Here is a 22,166-nt window from a genome sequence, read left to right on the forward strand (position 1 = left end):
GCAACGGAGATCATGAGCCACCCAGAGAACGTCGCCGACCCCGCCACCGCGGCGGAGAGCGAGCGCTACCGACAGGGCCGGGCGAAGCTGCTTGAGGTGTCGGGCGAACGCGGCGCCGCCGCGATGGCGGGGCTGGCCGAGGTCGCGCCCGACCTGGCCAGGTACGTCATCGAGTTCGCCTTCGGCGACGTCTACGCCAGGCCCGGACTCACCCTCGCCCAGCGCGAGTTGGCGACCGTCGCGGCGCTGAGCGCGCAGGGCGACACCGCGGGCCAGCTGACCGTCCACCTCAACGCGGCGGTCAACCTCGGTCTCAGCCCCGAGGAGTTGGTCGAGACGCTGATCCAACTCGTGCCGTTCGCCGGCTTCCCCCGGGCGCTGAACGCGATCCGCGTGGTCCGCGAGGTGCTCGCCGAACGCGGTCTGACCGCCGAGCCCGAGGTGCACGCCGAAGACCGGGACCGCTACCAGCGGGGCGCCGAGAAGCTGGTGGAGATCGACGGCCAGCACGGCCTGGACGTGGTGGAGTCCCTCGGCGACCTCGCCCCCGACCTCGGCCGCTACATCGTCGAGTTCACCTTCGGCGACGTCTACCAGCGCGCCTCGCTCACCCCCCGGCAGCGCCAGCTGGTCACCGTCGCGGCGCTCACCGCGCTCGGTGACACCGCGCCGCAGCAGCGGGTGCACATCGGCGCCGCGCTGAACGTCGGGCTGAGCCCGGCGCAGGTCGTCGAGATCCTCATCCAGGTGGTGCCCTACGTCGGGTTCCCCCGGGTGCTCAACGCGATCCGGGTGGCCCGGGACGTGTTCGAGGAGCGCGGCACCTCGGCGCGGTGACGGCCGCCACCGGCGGCGCCGTCCGGCGCCGCCGGCACTCTCCGGCTCAACCATCGCTCGACGAAGGGGACTTCAGTGCGGACGACCGACATCGCGGCGGACTTCGGCGCGCTCGGCGAGGAGTTCACCCGCGACCCGTACCCGGTGTACGCCGGACTGCGCGCCCGGGGCCCGGTGCACCGGGTGCGGGTGCCGGAGGGCGCGGTGGGCTGGCTGGTGGTCGGCTACGAGGCGTGCCGGACCGCGCTGACCCATCCGGCGCTCTCCAAGTCGTGGCGGGACGCCTCCCCCGACCTGCCGCTGACCCGGCTGTCGGCGGGCGAGAACCTGCTGAGTTCGAACCCGCCCGACCACACCCGGCTGCGCCGGCTGGTGGCCCGGGAGTTCACCACCCGCCGGATCGAGGAGCTGGCGCCCCGGGTGGCCGCGCTCACCGACGCGCTGCTCGACGCCATGCTGGCCGGCGCCGACGGCCGGGCCGACCTGGTGGACGCGCTGGCGTTCCCGCTGGCCATGGGCGTCATCTGCGAACTGCTCGGCGTGCCGTCGCTGGACCGGGCCGCCTTCCGGGAGTGGGCCGAGGACGCGCTGAGCAGCCCGGACCAGGAGACCAGGGCGGCGGCCACCGCGTCGATGACCCGCTACCTGGTCGCCATGGTGGCGGAGAAGCGTGGCCTGCCGGGCGAGGACCTGATGAGCGCCCTCATCCGCACCACCGACGAGGCGGGCGACCGGCTCTCCCCCGACGAACTCATCGGCATGGCGTGGCTGTTGCTCGTCACCGGCTTCGAGACCACGGTGAACCTGATCGCCTCGGCGGTGCTGACCCTGCTGCGCCACCCGGAGCAGTTGGCGGCGCTGCGCTTCGACCCCGGGCTGGTGGACAACGCCGTGGAGGAGGTGCTCCGTTACGAGGGCCCGGTGGAGACCACCACCTACCGCTTCACCACCGCCCCGGTGGAGATCGGCGGGGTGACCGTCCCGGGCGGGGGCGAGCTGGTGCTGGTCGCGCTGGCCGACGCGGACCGGGACCCGGCCCGGTTCCCCGCGCCGCAGCGGTTCGACATCCGCCGCCCGGCGGGCGGCCACCTCGCCTTCGGGCACGGCATCCACTACTGCCTCGGCGCGCCGCTGGCCCGCCGCCAGGCCCGCACCGCGCTCACCGCCCTGCTGACCCGCTGCCCGCACCTCGCGTTGGCCGCCGATCCGGCCCGACTCCCGTGGCGCCAGGGCCTGCTGATCCGCGGCCCCCGTCACCTCCCGCTCACCTGGCACCCGACGCCCGCCCCCACCTGACCGGCCGGGGCCGTCGGCCGGGGTGCCGGTGCCGGCCATTGCGCGCGATGACCGACGCGTTCGGCACCGCCGACCGTCGCCTTTCCGCCATCAGCGAACCACGGCCCGATCCGGCTGCCCGGGAACTGTTCCCGGACGCCTTCCCCGACCTTTCACGCAAAGCCCGTTTCCTGTTCTCCGTCGTCGGAGTACCGCGGGCGACGGGCCCGCGACGAATCCGGGCGCCGGACCCCGGCCCTGACCGGGGCGGACATCGCCGCGGCGCCGGACCGCGCCGCCCACGCACCGGCTCGCCGGTGCGCCGGGAGCGCCGGCTATCCGCATTCCCACAGAAAAATGCGAAAGGCAACCGATATTCACATACTTGCTCGACTATTAACCTAGATCTCGATCAAACTCTGAGCAACCATGTACGATCATCGTGTCATTGTTGACCGAATCTCGGGGGTCGGCTGAAACTCGGGGTTGACGGTATCCCAGGGGTTTCGACCGCATCTCGGGGAGTGGGGGAACGACTCAGTGATACGAGTCATGTTGGCCGAGGACATGCACATGGTTCGGGGGGCACTGGTCGCCCTGTTGGAGGGGGAGCCGGGACTGTCGGTGGTGGCCGAGGTCGACCGGGGGGACGCGATCGTGTCCACCGCGTTGGAGAGCCGGCCGGACGTCGCGGTCATCGACATCGACCTGCCGGGCATCGACGGGATCTCGGCGGCCGCCGCGCTGCACCAGCGGCTGCCCGAGTGCCGGACCCTGGTGCTGACCGCGCTGGGCCGGCCGGGCACCCTGCAACGCGCGTTGGCCGCGCGGGTCAGCGGGTTCTTACTCAAGGACGCCCCGCCCCACGAACTGGCCGAGGCCATCCGGAAGGTCGCCCAGGGGGGTCGGGTGATCGCGCCGGAACTGGCGCTGGCGTCCTGGGAGAGCGACGTCAGCCCGCTGACCGTGCGCGAGACCGACGTGCTGCGGCAGACCGCCAGCGGCGCCGAACCGGCCGAGATCGCCCACCGGATGAACCTCTCCGTCGGCACCGTGCGCAACTACCTCACCGCCGCGGTCGCCAAGCTGCACGCCAGGAACCGGCTGGACGCCATCCGGATCGCCGAGCGCGCCGGCTGGCTGTAGCCGAGCCGTCGGCCGGGTCCGTCAGCACCGCCGGGAACGCGGCCCGCAGCCGGAACCAGCCCTTGCGGTGCGACCAGGTCAACTGCCCGCCGACCGCGGCGACCCGCACGGCCAGCCCTTCCAGACCACTGCCGGTCTCCTCGCCCCGCGGCGGCTCGTAGCCGTCGTTGGACAGCAGCAGCACCGTGCTGCGGTTCACCTGCCCCACCGTGATCCGGCAGGCCCTGGCCTGGCTGTGCCGGAGGATGTTGGTGGTGCCCTCCCGCAGCACCGCGGCCATCGCGGCCTCCACCCGCCCGTCACCCAGCGCCGGCAGGTCGTCGACCACGTCGGTCTCCACCCCGGCGGTCCGCAACACGCGTCGCACGGAAGCGAGTTCGACCGGCAGCGAGAGGTGCGGCGGCACCGTGGAGAGGGAGCGCACCTCGGCCAGGGCGCGGCGGGAGAGCGAGATCAGCTCGGCGACGTCGCCGCGGCTGGGGGCGCGCTGTTCGGCCAGTCGGCGGTCGATCAGCTCGGCCTGCACCACGATCGCGGAGAGGCTGTAGCCGATCAGGTCGTGCAGGTCCCGCTGGAGCCGCTGTCGCTCCCTGGCGGCCCGGCGCCGCTCCTCGCCGGCCAGCGCGCGGGCGGCGGTCAGCGCCGCACGGTACCGGTGCACAGCGTGCCCGAGGATGGCGGCGACGGTCAACGGGACGCCGACGTAGGCGAGTTCGCCGAGGTTCAGGAACGGCACGGACGCCGCGAGCAGCAGCAGCGCGCAGGCGAGGCGCCAGCGGTTCTGCCGCACCGCCACCACCGGGACGCAGCCCAGCCAGTCGAGCAGCGCGATCAGCAGCGCCCGGGGCCAGCCCGCGCTGTCGGCCAGGAAGAGGAGGGCGGCCAGCGCGCACAGGGCGCCCGGCACGGTGGCGACCAACACCCGGGTCAGCAGGGGGCGTTCCTGGAGCAGGCGGACCAGCGGGCTGTCCAGGGCCGAGACGTCGCCCGGCGGTTCGGACGCGGCCGGGGTGGGGCCAGGACGGCGAGCGCCGGCGGCCGGGGCGAGCGCCGGCGGGGCGGCGGGCCGCCCGTGGGACGGCGGCGGCAGCGCCTGCACATGGGCTTTAACGAGATCTTCTTCGCCTGTTAACGGACCGCCCAAACCAGAAAACGCCATCACATTCCCCCGAGCGCTCGTACCGGAATTCAGTCGAACAGCGAGCGACAGAACGCGTTTACGGGTCGAGTAAGCGGATCGCGCCCCGGGCCCCCACCCACGGGCTACCGGTCAGTATCGTGATCCCGCGCACCGTCGTGTCCCGAGCCCCATTGCGCGGGCACTTTTCCGGTTGTCACGTTACCAGGCTGGACCGACACAAAGATGAAGCCGAGGCGGCCACTTGTGGCCGCCTTCCGGCGCCCCCGACGGACCCGCCCAGGGCCCCGGTGAGCGGGAACGCGCCGACCGGTGGCGGCCCGGCACCTATGAGATCTTCACATCCGTTCGTGCAGGCGTCACTGGTTGCCCGTGCCGGCGAACTGAGATGCTCGACTCCATGGAATTTGGAGTTCTCGGACCACTCAAAGCTCACATGAACGCCATATCCATCGCCCCCACCGCCGGAAAACCCCGACAAATCCTGTCACTTCTTGCTGTCCGGGCAGGCGGCGTCGTCCACGTCGAAACGTTGATGGCCGAGGTGTGGGGCGACGCTATTCCGAGGAGCGCCAGCACCACCCTACAGACGTACATCCTTCAACTAAGGAGAAAGCTCACCGAGGCGGGAGTCGAACAGACGGGCCGCAGCGCCAAGGAGGTGCTGTCGACCAGTTACGGCGGCTACCGGCTCGCCCCGGACGAGTTCTCGCTGGACCTGCTGGAGTTCCAACGCCTGGTGCGGCTCGGTGGCGCGGCACTGACCGGGAACGACGCCGGCTCCGCGGCCACCCACCTGCGGCGGGCGCTGGCCCTGTGGCGCGGTCCGGCGCTGGCCGACGTGCCGGTGGGCGAGGTGCTCGGCACCGAGGTCATCGGGATGCAGGAGGCCCGCTCGCTGGCGCAGGAGCTGCGGTTCGAGGCCGACCTGCGGCTCGGCCGGCACGCGGAGATCATCGGTGAACTCCGGATGCTGGTGAACCGCGAGCCGCTCAACGAGACCCTCGCCGCCCTGCTGATGACCGCGCTCTACCGGGCCGGCCACACCTGGCGGGCGCTCGGCGTCTTCCAGTCCCTCCGGCAGTCCCTCATCGAGGAGTTGGGCGTCGAGCCGGCCCCCCGGCTGCAACGGCTGCACCAGGCCATCCTGGCCAACGACACCGAGCTTGAGGCCCGGCCGCGCACCTCCCCCACCCTGCCGTCCGGCCCGCTGCGCCACTTCCCCCACTCGCTGTCGGCCTGACGGGCGCCCGCCCGACCGCCGGCCGCCGTGCCATCCGCCGACCCCCGGGGCGCCACCGTCGCCGCCCCGCCGGGCGGCGCGGCCCGCCACCGGGCGCGCCGCGCCCGGGCCGGTCAGCGCGGCTGGGCCGCCAGCCGGGAGCCCGGCTCCCACACCCCGAACCGACCCTGCTGGTACAGGACCGCGGTGCGCGGGAAGAGTTCGCTCTCCTCCACCCGCCCGATCACCAGCAGGTGGTCACCCATGTCCACGGACCGCACCAGCCGGCAGCCGGCGTAGGCCACGGCCGCCTCCGGCAGCACCGGCACGCCGTCCAGACCGCCGCGCCAGACCACCTGGTCGAACTTGTGCGCCGCCTTGCCGGCGAAGAGCCGGGCCGCCTCCTGCCCCTCGTGGGCCACGAAGTTCAGCGCGAAGACACCCGAGGCGAGCAGCCCGGGCAGCGTCCGCGACCCCTTGCCCACGCACACCAGCAGCTGCGGCGGCTCGGCGGAGACCGCCGAGAAGGCGTTGCAGGTGAAGCCGCGCGGGCCGCCGTCCTCGCCGAGCGCGGTGACGATCGCGACGGGCGTGGGCAACGTGCCGAAGAGCTTCCGGAAGGTATCCGCGTCGAGCATGACGTCCACTCCGTAGTTCAGTCACGGGCCTCTCCCGCTGCCTACCCCGCAGTTTCGGGGCACCGGCTCGAAGGCGCGTGGAGAGCGACTCGAACGCGCCCCGGGCCCGGACGGAGCGTGCGGCCCGGGCCGTCCGCGGCCGGCCCGGGCGCCGGGGGCGGGGAATGTCAGCGGTCGAACCGCTGGGAGGCGAAGAGCGTCGCCGCCGGGTCGAAGGCGAGCGCGATGTGGGTGGCGATGGAGTTCACGTCGGACCACAGCCGTTGCAGCGGGTTGCCCGTGGTGTGGCCCGAGGTGCCGGCGGTGGCGAACATCCGGTTGACGGCCGCGGTCACCAGCTCGGTCGCCAGCGCGTAGTCCCGCATGTTCCGCGCGACGTCCCGCTCGGTGACCCGGGAGCCGCCGTCGGCCAGCCGGGCCGCGCGCTCCAACAGCAGGGCGGCCGCGTCGAGTTCGCCGGCGGCGCGGGTCAGCACCGCGTCGTAGGTGCCGCGTGCCGGACCCGGCACGCCGGGCCGGCCGCCGCCCCTGGCCAGCCGCTGCGCGGTGGACTCGGTCCACAGCCGCAGCGCCGCCCGGCCGGCACCCAGCGCGGCGGGCGCGCAGGACAGCCCGTTGACCGCCTGGATCGGCACCGTGTGGCAGTCGGCGGTCGAGTCCAGCGGCCGGCCCTCGAACAGCCGCAGCCGGTCCACGCTGCGCGCCTCGGGCACGAACTGGTCGGCGACCACCAGGGTGTTGCTGCCGGTGGCCCGCATGCCGGAGCCGTGCCAGGTGTCCTGGACGGTGAAGTCGGCGCGCGGCAGGGCGAACAGCCGGGCCGGCGGCGGTCCCTGGCGCTCCGCGTCGTCGCCGGGCAGCACGGCGCAGACCACCGCCCAGTCGCAGTGGTCGACACCGCTGATGTAGGCCCAGGAGCCGTTGACCCGCCAACCGCCGGGTGCCGGCGTGGCCTTGCCGACCGGGGAGAGCGAGCCGACGACGAAGGTGTCGCCGCCCTTCGCCCACACCTCCTCGCGCCCCTCGTTGGGCAGGAACGCGGCCATCCGGGCCAGGCTGGAGGCGACGGAGGCGCACCACGCGGTGGCCGGACAGCCCTCGGCGACGACGGCCACGGCCTCGTTGAACTCCTCGAAGGTGCCCGCCACGCCGCCCTGCGCCGCCGGTACGAAGTGGCGCGCGAAGCCGGTCTCCAGCATCAGCTCGACCACGTCGGGGGTCAGCCGGCGCTGCTCCTCCGCCGCCTGGGCGCGGCTGTGCGCCAGTTCGGCCAGCTCGGCCGACCGAGCCACAAGTCCGGTCTCCCGCAGAGCGTTTCGGTCCATACCCGCCTCCTTGCGAACACCACTGGTTCAGGGCTTCTGACCATGGCGCGGGCCGCTGGACCAGGGCTCGGGTCGCGCTAGAGCCAGGTGCGACCGGAACGTGGGAGTGCCCCGCCCCCGGCCTTTCGGCCCTCGCCGGGGAACGAGGGTGTGCGGCACGGTGGGGGCGGGGCTGTCGGGGCGGGCCGGGCGGTGGGTCAGCCCGGATGGGCCGACCGGCGGGTCAGCCGTTGAGGAAGGTGGTGCCGACCGGGTCGTAGCGCTCGCCGGCGACCGCCGCGGCCGGTGCGGCGGCCTCGATCGCGGCCAGCTCCTCGTCGGACAGCTCCAAGGTGGCGGCCGCGAGGTTCTCCTCCAGGTACCGCTGGCGGCGGGTGCCCGGGATCGGCACCACGTCCTCGCCGCGCCGCTGGAGCCAGGCCAGCGCCAGCTGCCCGGCGGTCACGCCGCGGGCCGCGGCCAGCTCGTCGAGCCGGGCGACGATCGCCAGGTTCTTCTCCAGGTTGCCGTCGGTGAAGCGCGGCTGGTAGCGCCGCACGTCGTTGTCGGCCAGCTCGCCCAGCGAGCGGTACTGGCCGGTGAGGAAGCCGCGCCCCAGCGGCGCGTACGGGACCACGCCGACGCCCAGCTCGCGGCAGACCGGCACGATCTCCCGCTCCAGGTCCCGGCTCCACAGCGACCACTCGCTCTGCAGCGCGGCGATCGGGTGCACCGCGTGCGCCCGCCTGATGGTCTCCGGGCCGGCCTCGGAGAGCCCGAGGTGGCGGACCTTGCCGGCCTGGACCAGCTCGGCCATGGCGCCGACGGTCTCCTCGATCGGCACCTCCCGGTCGACCCGGTGCTGGTAGTACAGGTCGATGTGGTCCACGCCGAGCCGGCGCAGCGAGGCGTCGCAGGCCTGCCGCACGTAGGCGGCGTCGCCGCGCACCTGGATGGGCTCGCCGAGGCGGTTGGCGAAGCCGAACTTGGTGGCGAGCACCACCTCGTCGCGCCGGTCGGCGATGGCCCGGCCGACCAGCTCCTCGTTGTGTCCCGAGCCGTAGTAGTCGGAGGTGTCCAGGAAGGTCACCCCGAGGTCGAGGGCCCGGTGCAGGGTGGCGACCGACTGGGCGTCGTCCGTGGCGCCGTAGGCATGGCTCATGCCCATGCACCCGAGCCCCTGCGCGGAGACCGCCAGTTTGCCGAGATGCCGGGTGGGGACGGGGGTCATGTGGAAAAGCCTCCTGGGCTCGGGAGTTCTCAGGGACAGACGCTAGGAGCTGGAGTGCGCTCCATGTCAACCCGGCGTGGCCGCCGGCCCCACACCGGGTGACGTCCGGGCAGGCCAGGGCGGCCCCCGGCGCCGGCGGTCCGGCTCCCCCGCGTCGCGCCCGCGACGGGGGGAACGGGTCACGCCGACTCCGGGGGCCGGGCCTCGTCGACCGGTCAACACCGGCCAGCCTACGGGGAGTTCAGCTCACCCCGCCGCGATGACGGGTCACTCGCCACCGGCCCGCTGGCTGGCCAGCGGCCGGCTCTCGGCCACCACGGGGGCGGTGGCCACCAGCTTCTTCCTCGGGTTCGAGAAGCGCTGCGTCAACGGGCGCTCGATCAGCGCGTACAGCGCCCAGGAGGCCAGGATCGAGGCGCCGAGGAAGAGCACCATCAGGCCGACCGCGCCGGGGATCGAGTACGAGTTGCTGCCCAGCAGCTTCCAGACGCCGACCATCACCGTGTAGTGCACCAGGTAGAAGGCGAAGGAGATGTCGCCGAGCCAGACCATCACCTTGTTGCGGAAGAGGGTGAACCGGCCCTCGCTGTCGGCGATCGCGCCGGCGGCGATCAGCATGGCGGCCGGCACGATGCAGATGGCCTTCGACGAGTAGATGTACGGCGTGTAGTAGCCGACCACGTAGCTGGCCACCAGCAGCGCGCCGGACCAGATCATGCCGATGTCCCGCCAGGTGCCGGCCATCACCGCGCGGGCCACCAGGATGCCCAGCGCGAAGTCCAGGATGCGCGGGATCGGCAGGATGTAGGCGAAGAAGTACTGGTTGACCGAGGTCTCCGGCTCCATGTCCATGAAGAGGGTGCCCTCGGGGACCAGCAGCACGGAGAGGAACGGGGTGGCGAAGATGCCGACGATGACGCCGAGGATCCACAGGTTGAGCCGCTGGACCGGGATCTTCTTCACCCAGTGCAGCAGCACCGGGAAGGACAGGTAGAAGACCAGCTCCACGGCGAGCGACCAACCCGCGGGGTTCACCCCGAAGTTGACGGCGAAGTCCGGGTACCAGACCTGGATCATGAACAGGTTGAGCAGCCCGATCTCCAGGTCGGTGAACGGCGCCGCGAACACCAGCATGGCCAGGCCCCACACCAGCACGTAGTTGGGCACGATCTTGACCAGCCGACGCCGCCAGAACCGCGGCGCGGTGTCGCTGTCCCGCGCCGACCAGGTCAGGACGAAGCCGCTGAGCACGAAGAAGAAGGTGACGCCGAGCGCGCCGGCGTGGCTGACCGCGTTGTTGTAGGTGGTCACGGCCGACTCACTGGTCAGCCAGGGGACGCCCAGGTAGCCCAGGAGCGACGCGTGGTAGATGAAGACCACGAACGCCGCGGGGAACCGCAGCCCGGTGAGCGTGTTGAGGCGGTTGGACCGCGCACGCCCCGGTGCCGCCGCGTCGGCGGGCGGTGGCACGCGGTCGGCCGATTCCTGCCCGGGCACGGGCACTCTGTCCGTCGACACGTTCTGCTCCTTGGGGAGTGAGGGGGATCTGCGAGCCGGGATGGCGGCGAACGCTTCGGGTCGGACGCTCCGGGGTCGCGCCGTCGGCGCCGGCCGGCCGGCGCCGGGAACTTCCGCCGCCGCCGCGCGGTTGTACCGACGAGCGGCCGCGGGGCGGCGGATTCCGGGGGCGTTCCGCGCATTCCTCGTCGAACACGCCCACCCGCGTCACCGAATGCGTTACCGAATGTCTCTACCGAGGTTCGTCACCGAGTGCGTTCCTGCTCCGGCCACTTCCAAAGGCGGGCCCCACCCGGGGGAAAGCGCCGGACGCAGTGAAAGCTACTAGACCGGGCGCGGATCAACCGGGGCGGAATTCTAGGGGTGTTGCCAGCACCACCCTGCGCCGCTTCGAGCCCGCGAAATCGCCCGGCATACCGGGGCGATCCGGGCGCCGGTCGCCCGTTGGCTGGTGGTCGCACCACCAGGTTCGGCAGGCACTTCCCGGCCCGCGCGAGGCCGGGCGACAATGCCCCGGTGGAATACCCGGAACGCCGCCCGCCGCCGGCCGCATTCCCGTTCCACCCGGCGGTCGGGGAGCGGCGGTCGAGAAACGGCGTTCGGGAAACGGCGGCCGGGAAGCGGTGTTCGGGAAACGGCGGTGGAGGGATACGGCGGTTGGGATACGGCGGTCGGCGCCGAGGGCGCGCGGCGCCGTTCCCTGCCGGTCAGCCGCCGGCGCCACGGCACGACGAAGGGCGGCCCCCGGGCCGCTTTCCGCCGCCCCGGGACCGCCCGTCGGTGTGCGTTACCAGGCCCAGGCCTCCGGCCCCGGGCCGCCGTTGCCGATCGGCGGGAACAGCCGGTCCAGCTCGGCCAGCGTCGACTCGTCCAGCGTGTGGTCCAGGGTGCCCAGCGCGCCCCGCAGGTGCTCGACGGTGCGCGGCCCGATCACCGCCGCGGTCAGGCCCTCCCGGCTGAGCAGCCAGCTCAGCGCCATCTCCGCCGGCTCGATGCCGACCTCGGCGCACAGCTTCTCGTAGCCGGCGACGGTCTCCCGGTGCTCCTCAAGCGCCACCATGGCCCGGCCCTGCCCGGTCTTGACCGCGGTGCCGTCGGCCAGCTTCCGCAGCGCCCCGCTGAGCAGCCCGCCGTGCAGCGGGGACCAGGCCAGCACGCCGATGCCGTACTCCCGGGCGGCCGGGATCAGCTCCATCTCCACGTGCCGGGTCAGCAGGTTGTACAGGCACTGCTCGGAGACCACGCCCAGGGAGTGCCGCCGGTTGGCGGCCTCCTGGGCGGCGGCCAGGTGCCAGCCGGCGAAGTTGGAGGAGCCGACATAGCGGATCTTGCCCTGCTGGGTGAGCACGTCCATGGCCTGCCAGACCTCCTCCCAGCTGGCCGAGCGGTCCACGTGGTGCATCTGGTAGAGGTCGATCCAGTCGGTCCGCATCCGCCGCAGGGAGGCGTCGCAGGAGGCGATGATGTGCCGCGCCGACAGGCCCCGGTCGTTGGGGTCCTCGCTCATCGGGTTGAACACCTTGGTGCCGAGCACCACCTTCTCCCGGCGGCCGCCGCCCTGGGCGAACCACTCACCGAGCACGTCCTCGGTGAACCCGTTGTACTGCTGCCAGCCGTAGTGGTTGGCGGTGTCGACGAAGTTGACGCCCACCTCAAGCGCGGTGTCCAGCAGCTCGAACGCCTCGGGTTTGGTGGTGCGGACCCCGAGGTTGAGCGTGCCGAGGCAGAGCCGGCTGACGCGGAGCGCGGTGCGTCCCAGATTCGCGTACTGCATGAGTGGCTACATCCCTAGGAGGTGCGGTGAACGGGCTGGTCATCGCCGATGAGGCTGTGGAGGGCGGCCGTCAGGGTCCGCGCCTCGACGTTCAGATAGTGGCTGTGCCGCAGCAGGTCCGCTACCTGATGGAGGGTCAACCACTGGTAGTCGTCCGGAACTTCGGCCACCTCGTGGGCCTCGGCCTCGACGACCAGGTAGCGGTTGCGGGCGTGGTGGAAGCGGCCGCCCTCCTCGGAGAGCACGGTGTCGTACCTGATCCGCTCCGGCGGCGCCGACCGCACCACGTCGGCGAACGCCGGCCGGGCGGCCGGCGGCAGCGCCGCGTAGTTGTCCGGCGTGTACTGGACGGTGGGGCCCAGCTCGATCAGCTCCCGGTAGCCGGGCTCCACCCGGGCCCGGGCCAGCACGTGCAGCACGCCGTCGAACCGGTGGGTGAGGAAGGCGCTGACGCCCTGCCCGGCCGGCCGCAGGATGGGCTGCGTCCAGCCGCGCACCTCGCGGTGCTCGGTGCGGATGTCCACGCCGATGACCTCGAAGAAGGCGCCCCGGTCGTGGCTGATCGCCGCCTTCGACCGGTGCCAGTCGCGCACCTCGCGCAGCGGCACCCGCTCGATGCGGGTCTCCAGCAGCGCCCGCCGCGCGGTGAGCCGGCTGAGCACCTCGGCGGTCGGGGTGCGCGCGCCGGCGGACGGGGTGGCGGAGGCGATCAGCGCCGCCCGGAACGGGTCGTCGGTGGCCGGCAGCGCCTCGGCGAGCCCCTCTCCGGCGAACGGCAGGCAGCCGAGCACGGTGCGGGTGTCCATGTTGACCAGGTCCGGGACGGCCAGCAGCCGGTGCACCTGACCCAGGGTCAACCAGCAGAAGCCGTCGCGGAGTTCGACGTCGTCGGTGGTCTCGACGACCAGGTTGCGGTTGCGCTTCTGGTAGAACCAGGTGCCCTGCTCCGACTGGAGCGAGTCGGCCAGCACCCGGTGCCGGTCGACGTCCAGGAAGTACTCCAGATAGGGCACCGCGTTTCCCTGGTGCACCCGGGTGTAATTGCTCTTCGTCGCCTGCACGGTCGGCGACAGCTGCATGCCGTTGTGGTTCCCCGGCTCGTTCTTCGCCTGTATCAGGCAGTGCAGTACCCCGTCGAACTCCTTGACCAGGATTCCGAGAATTCCGATCTCGGGTTGCACGATGATGGGTTGCGTCCACTCGGGGACCGGGTGTCCGGCAATGCCGACCGAGAGTCCCTCCACGGTGAAAAAGGACGAACTCTCGTGGCGGAGGTTCCCGGTCTCCGGATCGGTGTACCACTTGACCAGGTCGTCCAGCGCGATCTGGCGGACCGTGGTGTGGTCGTCGCGCTGCCGTTCGCGATACCAGGAGTGAAAGCGGTCGGTCGACATGACGACGCCGTCCTGGTACGTCGCCGAGCGGGCCAGGCGCAGTGCCGGCGCGTCGGCCCGGGGGGTCCCGGGCGCCGAGGAAATATCAGCCACGAAGGGCTCCTTACTGGCTGGTGGTCGGCATCGTAAGGAGCCCGGAGTTGGCCGGGCAACGGAATCTCGGGAAATAGCGGTCGCATTCCCGTCAGCCGCTTCCAGGAGCCGCCGAATAGGGGTGCTTAGGGGTGTTCCGGGCCGCCGCGCGGCTGGCACTGTGCCAGGTCCGGGGACCCGGCTCGCGGGTCTCCCCCGGGTCGGCCCGTGCCGGCGCGGACCGCCGCCCGGGTGGCGGGCCCGGGACCCACACCAGCGAGGCAAGGGATGCCGATGACACCGGCCGCCAGTTCCAAGGGCACCGTGCAGTTCGGCGCGTACCGCACCTGGTACCGCGTGACCGGCGACCTGGCGTGGCGACGGCCGACGCTGGTGGTGATGCACGGCGGCCCGGGCGCCACCCACGACTGCATGCTGCCGCTGGCCGCGCTCGCCGAGGACGGCTGGCCGGTCGTCCACTACGACCAGCTCGGCAACGGCGGCTCCACGCATCTCCCGGACCAGGGCGCGGACTTCTGGACCGTCGAGCTGTTCGAGCGGGAACTGACCAACCTGGTGGAGCGGTTGGGCATCGCGGACGACTACGTGCTGTTCGGGCAGTCCTGGGGCGGCATGCTGGGCGCCGTGCACGCGGCCCGCCGGCCCGCCGGCCTGAAGGGGCTGGTGATCGCCAACTCGCCGGTCTCCATGCCGGACTGGCTGGTCGAGCTGGCCCGGCTCCGCAAGGAGCTGGACCCGGCGACGCAGGAGGCGCTGGCCTGTCACGAGGCCGCCGGGACCACGGACACCACGGAGTACTTCCAGGCGATGAAGGTCTTCTACGACCACTTCGTCTGCCGGGTGGACTGGCCGCCGGAGTTCACCGCCACGTTCCTGGAGATCCAGAACAACCCGACGGTGTACTACACCATGAACGGGCCCAGCGAGTTCCATGTGACCGGCACCCTCAAGGACTGGTCGGTGGCCGAGCTGCTGCCCCGGATCGCGGTGCCCACCCTGGTCGTCTCCGGGCGGCACGACGAGTGCACCCCGGACTCGGTGCGGCCCTTCCAGGAGCTGATCCCGGACGCCCGCTGGGAGATCTTCGAGAACTCCAGCCACGTGCCCCAGTTCGAGGAGCCCGAACTGCTGCGGTCCACCCTGATCGACTACCTCACCACACTGGGCGACTCCTGAGGGGATGCGACGGATGACGGATAACGGCGAGGACCCGCTGGCCGCGGTGGTGTTCCCCGGCATGGGCCCGACCCGCTACCAGGACGTGGCCGAGTTCATGGCGCACGACCCGGTGGCGCGCCGGCTGGTGGCGGTCGCCGACGAGGCGCTCGGCTACTCGCTGCGGGAGCGCTACCAGGAGACCGAGGGCGACTACTCGCCGGTGGCGCAGGTCGCGTTCATGGTCAACTGCGTGGCGTTCGCCGAGTGGGCCGAGGAGCGGATGGACGCCAGGCCGGCGTTGTGTGTCGGCCCCAGCTTCGGCGCCAAGGCCGCCGCCGCCTACTCGGGGGCGCTGGACCTCGCCGACGCGGTCCGGCTGACCGAGCGGCTGGCGCTGCTGATGGAGGACTACTTCCGCACCGCGCACCAGGACCTGGTGACCCTCTCCTTCGTCCGGCTGCCCGCCGAGCGGCTGGCCGAACTCCAGGGCGAGATCGACGCGTTGGGCGAGTGGCACGACCTGGCCTGCACGCTGGACGAGGACTTCTTCATGCTGACCGTCGCCGAGCGGCGGGTCGAGTGGCTGTCCACCCGGCTGCGGTCGCTGGGCGCCATGCCGCTGTACACCATGCGGCCGCCGATGCACTCCGAGGTGTTCGCGCCGCTGCGCGCGCGGGCCGCCGCCGAGGTGGTCGACGGCCTGACGTTCCACCCGCCCCGGCTGCCGCTGGTCTCCGACCACGACGGCGGCCTGGTGGACACGGCGGATGGGGTGCGCACCCTGCTGCTGGACGGCTTCGTGCGGCGGCTGCACTGGCCGACGGTGGTGTCGGCGCTGCGCGCCGCCGAGGTGCGGCGGCTCTGGGTGGCCGGCCAGGACAGCCTCTTCGGGCGCGTCCCGGCGACCCTGCGGAACTTCACCGTGACCCCGGTCAACGCCCGACTCGTGAAGAAGGCCACCGCCCCGACCTAGAGAACCGACCGGCCGGGCATCCCCGGGGGAAAGCAGCCAGCGCAGTCCGCACCGAAAACCGCGACCGGGAAATCCCGCGAAGGAAAGGAGAACCTGGCCGCCCGTGGAATACAGGCGGCCAGGCGGTCCACGCTCAGCGCATCTCGCCGAGCGTCTTCCAGAGCGTGCCGGCCGTGTCGAACGTGCTCATGTTCAACGCCTCGTCTCGGAACCGCACGGAATAGGTGCTCTCCAACGTGGCCAACAACTCCACGGTGGCCAGCGAGTCAAGACCGAGATCGCGCAACGGTGCGTCGCTCTCAAGCTTCTCTTCGGGGCTGAGGAAGGGCAGGTGCGGCCTGAGCGCCGCCTCGAACTTTTCATCCCACACGGTGACTCCCCTAGGTCGAGAAAAACGAAGTGACCGTACCACAGGGAAAATTGAAAGAATATATCGAGAAGGCACCCATGGCCGGATTCACAGAGCACGCGCTACACGGTCGATTTCTCCGCGGGCTGGACCGCGCCCCGGACGGAATCGCCGTGCGGACCACCGACACCACCATCAGCTATCGGGAGCTGCACGCCACCGCGCTGCGCTGGGCCGGCGCCCTCACCGCGGCCACCCCCGGCCCCGACCGCGCGGTCGGCGTGCTCGCCAAGAAGGGCCAGGCCGCCTACGCCGGCACGCTCGCCGCGCTCTACGCCGGCGCGACCGTGGTGCCGCTCGACCCGGACTTCCCGCCGGCCCGGCTGCGCGGCATGATCGCCGCCGCCGGCGTGACCTCGCTGGTCGTCGACGAGGCCGGCCACGCCGCGCTGCCCGCGCTCCTCGACGGCGCCCCGGCCGGCCTCCCGGTCCTCGACCCCACCGGGCCGCCCGCCGCCGGCGCCCGCCCGATCGACCCGGCCGCCGCCACCCCGCTGGCGCGGCCGGCCGAGGTGGCGCCCGACGCGGTGGCGTACGTCCTGTTCACCTCGGGCTCCACCGGCACCCCCAAGGGCGTCACCGTCAGCCACGCCAACTTCCGGCACTACTTCGACCTCGTCGACCAGCGGTACCAACTCGGCCCGGACGACGCCCTGTCGCAGACCTTCGACCTCAACTTCGACTGCGGCGTCTTCGACGTCTTCACCGCCTGGGGCGCCGGCGCCCGCCTGGTCGCCGTCACCCCCCGCGCCTACGTCGACCTGCCGGCGTTTCTCCGCGAGCACGGCATCACCGTCTGGTTCGCCACCCCCAGCAGCATCACCCTGGTCCGCCGGATGGGCGGCCTCACCCCCGGCGCGCTGCCCGGGCTGCGGCTGAGCCTGTTCGCCGGCGAGGCGCTGCGCTGCGCCGACACCGCCGACTGGCAGGCCGCCGCCCCGCACTCCGCCGTCGAGAACCTCTACGGGCCGACCGAACTCACCGTCACCATCGCGGCCTACCGGTGGGCCGGCCGGGACACCGAGGCGCACGCCGTGCACGGCGTCGTCCCCATCGGCCCCGTCCACCCGGGCCACCGCACGCTGCTCCTCGACGAGGCGGGCCGGCCCGTGCCGCCCGCCGACACGCCCCGCGAGGGCGAGCTGTGCGTCAGCGGCCCGCAGGTCAGCCCCGGCTACCTCGACCCGGCGCAGAACGCCGGCCGCTTCCTCGACCACGCCGGCCACCGCTGGTACCGCACCGGCGACCGGGTCCGGGAGCTGGGCGGCGGCCAGCTCGCCTACCTCGGCCGGGCCGACTCCCAGGTGCAGATCCACGGCCAGCGCGTCGAACTCGCCGAGGTGGAGCACGCGTTGAACGCCGCCGACCAGGTCACCGAGGTGGCGGCGGTCGATGTCGGCACCGAACGCGGCACCGAGCTGATGGTCTTCTACGCCGGCACCGCCAGCCGTCCCGCGCTCCTGGCGCACGCCCGCCGGGCGCTGCCCCCCGGCCTGGTGCCCCGCTTCCTCCAGCCCGTCACCGAACTCCCGCTCAACAGCAACCGCAAGATCGACCGCGGCCAACTCCGCCGCCGGGCCGCCGAACTGGTCGCCCCGAGCGCCCCGCAGCCCCCGCCGGCCGCGCCGCCAGCCCGACCGGGCCCCCAGCCGCACCCCGCGCCAGAGCTAGGGGTCGGTTAGGGGTGTGTCACCCAGCCGGCTTCCCTACCTTCGAAGCCGAACAATCGCCGAAAGGTGCATGTCAGGTGAGTCAGGTTCAGCAACTCGCGGACCGCTTCGGCACTCCGCTCTACATCTACGACCTGGACCGCGTCGCCGCGGCCCGCCGGGACCTCTTCCAGTCGCTGCCCGCCGAGTTCGACCTCTACTACGCGCTCAAGGCCAACCCCCACCCCGACGTGGTCCGCGCCACCCGGGACGGCGACGGCCCCCGCTGCCGCGCCGAGATCAGCTCGACCGGCGAGCTGGCCGCCGCCCTGGAGGCCGGCTTCGACGGCGCCGACTGCCTCTACACCGGCCCCGGCAAGACCCACGCCGAACTCGACGAGGCGCTCCGCCTCGGCGTGCGCCTGTTCTCCACCGAGTCCCTCACCGACCTGCGGCACGTCGGCGACGCGGCCCGCCGGCTGGGCGTCGAGGCCCGCTGCCTGCTGCGCGTCAACAGCGCCAGCGCCTCCGCCGCCACCAGCATCCGGATGACCGGCGCCCCCAGCCAGTTCGGCTTCGACGCCGAGACCCTCGGCGACCTCGCCGACGAGCTGCGCGCCGTCCCCGGCGCCCGGGTCGTCGGCTTCCACTTCTTCCCGCTCAGCAACGCGCAGGACGAGGACGCCCTGATCGGCGAGTTCCAGCACACCATCCGCACCGCGGCCCAACTGGCCAAGGAGACCGGTGTGGAGCTGGAGTACCTCGACATCGGCGGCGGGTTCGCCGCGCCCTACGCCGTCGCCGGCGAACGCCCCCGCTACCCCCGGCTGCGGGCCGCCCTCGAGACCACCCTCGACACCGAACTCCCCACCTGGCGCGGCGACATCAAGGTCGCCTGCGAGTCCGGCCGGCACCTCGTCGGCGACAGCGGCACCCTGGTCCTCGGCGTCGTCAACACCAAGACCAGCCGCGGCCGGAACTTCGTCATCGTCGACGCCGGCATCAACGCCTTCGGCGGCCTCTCCGGCCTCGGCCGGCTGCTGCCCGTCGCCGTCGCGCCGCAGGGCGACACGCCCGCCACCGAGGTGGCCAGCCTCGTCGGCCCGCTCTGCACCCCGGGCGACCTGCTCGGCCGGGACATCGCCGTCCCCCCGCTGGCCGCCGACGACCGGGTGGTGCTCGGCAACGTCGGCGCCTACGGCGTCAGCGCCAGCCTGCTGATGTTCCTCGGCCGGCCGGCCCCCACCGAGGTCGCCGTCCGCGGCGAGCGCATCGTCTCCGTCTCCCGCATCACCCACCGCCGTGAACACACGCCGGTGACCGACCCACACACCAGCTCGCAAGGAGCCCCGGCATGAACGGGTACGACCTCCCGTCCGTTGGCCCGCACGGCACGGCGCGACCCCGGCCCGTCGTCGTCAGCAGCGTCTCCTCGGACAGCCACACCTGGAACCTCGTCTACCTCCAGCTGGTCGTCCAGGAACTCGGCCACCCCGTGGTCAACCTCGGCCCCTGCGTGCCCGACGAACTCCTCATCGGCGAGTGCGCCGAGCTCCGCCCGTCGCTCGTCGTGATCAGCAGCGTCAACGGCAACGGCTACCAGGACGGCCGCCGCCTCATCACCAGCCTGCGCCGCGACCCCCGGCTGGCCACCACCCCCGTCGTCATCGGCGGCAAGCTCGGCATCTCCGGCGGCGAGTCCCAGGCCCGCCTCGACGAGCTGCGCGCCGCCGGCTTCGACGAGGTCTTCGAGGAGGGCACCGGCGACATCGACGCCTTCCGCCGCTACCTCGAAACCCTCCCCACCCCGCACGCCACCCCCGCCACCGCCGGCACCCCAGCGGACGCCGGGCGGGTCGTCTCGTGGGCGGGATGACCGACGGCACCGCCGGGTTCGCCGAAACCGTCAACACCGCCGCGCGCCAGGGCCGGCTGGTCGTCCAGCCACGCATGGGCTTCTCCTCACCCCGCGCCATGCGCACCGGACTGCTCGCCACCAAGCGTGCCGACGCCACCACCGTCGGCACCCTCACCCTGGACAGCTACACCCGGGTCGGCGACCTGGCCAGCGTGGAGCGCGCGCTCGCCGCCGGACTGGGCCTCAACGGCTACCCCATCGTCAACTACGGCCCCGAGGTGACCCGCTGGCTGCTGGCCGGGGTGCGTGACCACACGTTCCCCGTCCAGGTGCGGCACGGCTCGGCCGTGCCGCTCGACATCTTCCGCGCGCTGGCCCGCAACGGCATCGACGCCACCGAGGGCGGCCCCGTCTCCTACTGCCTGCCCTACGGCCGCACCCCGCTCGCCGACTCCATCCGCAACTGGAGCGCGTGCTGCGAACTGTTCGCCACCCTCGCCGACACCGGGCTGCGGCCGCACCTGGAGACCTTCGGCGGCTGCATGATGGGGCAGCTCTGCCCACCCAGCCACCTCATCGCCATCAGCGTCCTGGAAGCCCTGTTCTTCCGCGAGCACGGCATCACCAGCGTCTCCCTCAGCTACGCCCAGCAGACCAGCCCCGAACAGGACCGCGAGTCCGTCGCCGCGCTCCGCCGGCTGTGCGCCGAACTCCTCGGCGACATCGACTGGCACGTGGTGATCTACGCCTACATGGGCCTCTTCCCCCGCACCCCCGGCGGCGCCCGCCGCCTGCTGGCCCAGGCCGCCGCGCTGGCCGCCGCCACCGGCGCCGAACGCCTCATCGTCAAGACCACCGCCGAGGCCCGCCGCATCCCCACCGTCGAGGAGAACGTGGCCGCCCTCGAAACCGCCGCCACCATCGCCGCCGACACCCCGCGCCAACCAGCCGACCACGGCGACTCCGAGACCTACACCGAGGCCAGGGCCATCATCGACGCCGTGCGCGACCTCGCACCCCGGATGGCCGACGCCCTGCTCCGCGCCTTCAAGCGGGGCGTCCTCGACATCCCCTACTGCCTCCACCCCGACAACCGGGGGCAGACCAGCAGCTTCATCGACGACGCCGGCCGCCTGCGCTGGGCCGACACCGGCGCCCTGCCGCTGCCGGCCAGCGCCGCCACCGGCCCGGCGCGCACGGTCGGTTCCACCGAGTTCCTCAGCGCGCTGTCCTACATGCAGTGGAAGTTCGACACCGAGCCCCTCGACCCCGAACCCCCGGGCCGGGAGCACGCGGTGACCAACCCGGGAAACAGGGAGTGAGAGCGGCCATGGGCTGGAACGAGCGGTCCGAGAACCCCGACGAGCGGTTCGCCGACCTGCCGACCGAGGAACAGCGGGCCCGACTGCGGGACCTCGTCTGCACCGAAACCCTCGACGTGCTGGCCAGCTTCCTGCCGGACGCCCCCGACACCCTGGACCCCGACACCCCCTTCCGGGACCACGGCCTGGACTCCCTCGGCACCGTCGAACTCCACCGCCGCCTGGTCGAACACACCGGCCACGAGCTGCCCGTCACCGCCCCCTTCGACCACCCCAGCCCGGCCGAACTCGCCGAACACCTCCGCCACCTGCTGCTCGGCACCACCCCCGACGACGCCCCCGGCCCTGCCGCGCCGGGCGCCGCCTCCGCCGCCGAGGACCCGATCGCCATCGTCGGCATCGGCTGCCACTTCCCCGGCGGCGTCGACTCCGCCGACCAACTGTGGGAACTCGTCGCCGCCGACCGGCACATCAGCTCCCCCCTCCCCACCGACCGGGGCTGGGACCTCGCCCAGCTCTTCAGCGACGACACCAGCCGAGGCGGCTCCACCTACGTCCGCTCCGCCGCCTTCCTCGACGACGCCGGCGCCTTCGACGCCGCGTTCTTCGGCATCTCGCCCCGCGAGGCCGCCGCCATGGACCCGCAGCAGCGGCTGCTGCTGGAGACCTCCTGGGAGGCGTTCGAACACGCCGGCATCGACCCGCTGTCGCTGCGCGGCAGCGCCACCGGCGTCTACTTCGGCGCCGAACCACAGGAGTACGGCCCCAAGCTCTACGAGGCGACCGACGGCCTCGACGGCCACCTGCTCACCGGCACCGCGCCCAGCGTGCTCTCCGGCCGGGTCGCCTACACCCTCGGCCTCGAAGGCCCCGCGCTGACCATCGACACCGCCTGCTCGTCCTCACTGGTCGCGCTGCACGTCGCGGCCCAGGCGCTGCGCAACGGCGAGTGCGCGCTGGCCCTCGCCGGCGGCGTCGCGGTCATGGGCGGCCCCGGCACCATCACGGCCTTCAGCCGGCAGAGCGGCCTCGCCCACGACGGCCGCTGCAAGGCGTTCTCCGACGACGCGGACGGCACCAGCTTCGCCGAGGGTGTGGGGGTGTTGGTGTTGGAGCGGTTGTCTTCGGCGCGGGCTGGTGGGCGTCGGGTGTTGGGTGTGGTGGCGGGGTCGGCGGTGAATCAGGATGGTGCGTCGAATGGTTTGACGGCGCCGAATGGTCCGTCGC

19 protein-coding genes are annotated in these 22,166 nt (G+C 72.7%); 11 read left to right on the forward strand and 8 right to left on the reverse strand.

What is annotated here, in order from left to right:
* Window positions 1-12 precede the first annotated feature (12 nt).
* The 3 genes from RM844_RS23465 (at window position 13) to RM844_RS23475 (ending at window position 3,258) form a co-directional block, all read left to right on the forward strand.
* The gene (locus RM844_RS23465) at window positions 13-837 is read left to right on the forward strand and encodes a carboxymuconolactone decarboxylase family protein (protein WP_311669335.1); all 825 of its coding nucleotides are present in this window, start codon (window positions 13-15) and stop codon (window positions 835-837) included.
* Between the two features lie 75 nt (window positions 838-912).
* Window positions 913-2,133, forward strand: coding sequence for a cytochrome P450 family protein (locus tag RM844_RS23470; RefSeq protein WP_311669336.1), 1,221 nt, complete (start codon window positions 913-915; stop codon window positions 2,131-2,133).
* 519 nt (window positions 2,134-2,652) lie between these two features.
* A complete protein-coding gene (locus RM844_RS23475; RefSeq protein ID WP_311669337.1) occupies window positions 2,653-3,258 on the forward strand; it encodes a response regulator transcription factor in 606 nt (201 codons plus the stop codon).
* Here the strand turns inward: RM844_RS23475 and RM844_RS23480 are convergent.
* On the reverse strand, window positions 3,179-4,357 hold the full coding sequence (locus RM844_RS23480) for a sensor histidine kinase (protein ID WP_311669338.1): 1,179 nt from the start codon (window positions 4,355-4,357) through the stop codon (window positions 3,179-3,181). The genes RM844_RS23475 and RM844_RS23480 overlap by 80 nt on opposite strands.
* A gap of 475 nt (window positions 4,358-4,832) precedes the next feature.
* Between RM844_RS23480 and RM844_RS23485 the strand changes: the two genes are divergently transcribed.
* Window positions 4,833-5,639: an AfsR/SARP family transcriptional regulator gene (locus RM844_RS23485; protein WP_311669339.1), complete on the forward strand. Its 807-nt coding sequence runs from the start codon at window positions 4,833-4,835 to the stop codon at window positions 5,637-5,639.
* Between the two features lie 113 nt (window positions 5,640-5,752).
* Here RM844_RS23485 and RM844_RS23490 read toward each other — a convergent pair whose 3' ends face one another.
* The 6 genes from RM844_RS23490 to RM844_RS23515 form a co-directional block, all read right to left on the reverse strand.
* Complete coding sequence (locus tag RM844_RS23490; protein ID WP_311669340.1) at window positions 5,753-6,256, reverse strand: flavin reductase family protein; 504 nt, start codon at window positions 6,254-6,256, stop codon at window positions 5,753-5,755.
* A gap of 167 nt (window positions 6,257-6,423) precedes the next feature.
* A complete protein-coding gene (locus tag RM844_RS23495; RefSeq protein WP_311669341.1) occupies window positions 6,424-7,581 on the reverse strand; it encodes an acyl-CoA dehydrogenase family protein in 1,158 nt (385 codons plus the stop codon).
* A gap of 223 nt (window positions 7,582-7,804) precedes the next feature.
* Complete coding sequence (locus RM844_RS23500) at window positions 7,805-8,791, reverse strand: aldo/keto reductase (protein WP_311669342.1); 987 nt, start codon at window positions 8,789-8,791, stop codon at window positions 7,805-7,807.
* A 267-nt stretch (window positions 8,792-9,058) separates the two neighbouring features.
* Window positions 9,059-10,309 (reverse strand): acyltransferase family protein, encoded by a 1,251-nt coding sequence (locus RM844_RS23505; RefSeq protein ID WP_311669343.1) that lies wholly within the window; start codon window positions 10,307-10,309, stop codon window positions 9,059-9,061.
* 787 nt (window positions 10,310-11,096) lie between these two features.
* The gene (locus RM844_RS23510) at window positions 11,097-12,083 is read right to left on the reverse strand and encodes an aldo/keto reductase (RefSeq protein ID WP_311669344.1); all 987 of its coding nucleotides are present in this window, start codon (window positions 12,081-12,083) and stop codon (window positions 11,097-11,099) included.
* Window positions 12,084-12,097: 14 nt separating this feature from the next.
* Window positions 12,098-13,570, reverse strand: coding sequence for an NDP-hexose 2,3-dehydratase family protein (locus RM844_RS23515; RefSeq protein WP_311669345.1), 1,473 nt, complete (start codon window positions 13,568-13,570; stop codon window positions 12,098-12,100).
* A 273-nt stretch (window positions 13,571-13,843) separates the two neighbouring features.
* Here RM844_RS23515 and RM844_RS23520 point away from each other — a divergent pair, with 273 nt between their 5' ends.
* Both RM844_RS23520 and RM844_RS23525 read left to right on the forward strand, forming a co-directional pair.
* The gene (locus RM844_RS23520) at window positions 13,844-14,746 is read left to right on the forward strand and encodes a proline iminopeptidase-family hydrolase (protein ID WP_311669356.1); all 903 of its coding nucleotides are present in this window, start codon (window positions 13,844-13,846) and stop codon (window positions 14,744-14,746) included.
* Between the two features lie 13 nt (window positions 14,747-14,759).
* Entirely contained in the window at window positions 14,760-15,701 is a 942-nt protein-coding gene (locus RM844_RS23525) for an ACP S-malonyltransferase (protein ID WP_311669346.1), read from the forward strand.
* 133 nt (window positions 15,702-15,834) lie between these two features.
* Here the strand turns inward: RM844_RS23525 and RM844_RS23530 are convergent, their stop codons facing one another.
* Window positions 15,835-16,071: a phosphopantetheine-binding protein gene (locus RM844_RS23530; protein ID WP_311669347.1), complete on the reverse strand. Its 237-nt coding sequence runs from the start codon at window positions 16,069-16,071 to the stop codon at window positions 15,835-15,837.
* Window positions 16,072-16,148: 77 nt separating this feature from the next.
* On the opposite strand from RM844_RS23530, the gene RM844_RS23535 reads away from it, so the two are divergent.
* The 5 genes from RM844_RS23535 to RM844_RS23555 all read left to right on the forward strand — a co-directional run.
* Window positions 16,149-17,792 (forward strand): amino acid adenylation domain-containing protein, encoded by a 1,644-nt coding sequence (locus RM844_RS23535; RefSeq protein ID WP_311669348.1) that lies wholly within the window; start codon window positions 16,149-16,151, stop codon window positions 17,790-17,792.
* Between the two features lie 65 nt (window positions 17,793-17,857).
* A complete protein-coding gene (locus RM844_RS23540) occupies window positions 17,858-19,117 on the forward strand; it encodes a type III PLP-dependent enzyme domain-containing protein (protein WP_311669349.1) in 1,260 nt (419 codons plus the stop codon).
* Window positions 19,114-19,635 carry a cobalamin B12-binding domain-containing protein gene (locus tag RM844_RS23545; protein WP_311669350.1) on the forward strand — a complete coding sequence of 174 codons (522 nt, stop codon included), beginning with the start codon at window positions 19,114-19,116 and terminating at the stop codon, window positions 19,633-19,635. Before RM844_RS23540 ends, RM844_RS23545 begins: the two co-directional genes overlap by 4 nt.
* Entirely contained in the window at window positions 19,632-20,939 is a 1,308-nt protein-coding gene (locus RM844_RS23550; RefSeq protein WP_311669351.1) for a methylaspartate mutase, read from the forward strand. Before RM844_RS23545 ends, RM844_RS23550 begins: the two co-directional genes overlap by 4 nt.
* 8 nt (window positions 20,940-20,947) lie before the next feature.
* The coding region (locus RM844_RS23555; RefSeq protein ID WP_311669352.1) for a type I polyketide synthase at window positions 20,948-22,166 on the forward strand (1,219 nt) is incomplete at its 3' end.

Source organism: Streptomyces chisholmiae (assembly GCF_031845445.1).
Lineage (GTDB): Bacteria > Actinomycetota > Actinomycetes > Streptomycetales > Streptomycetaceae > Streptomyces > Streptomyces chisholmiae.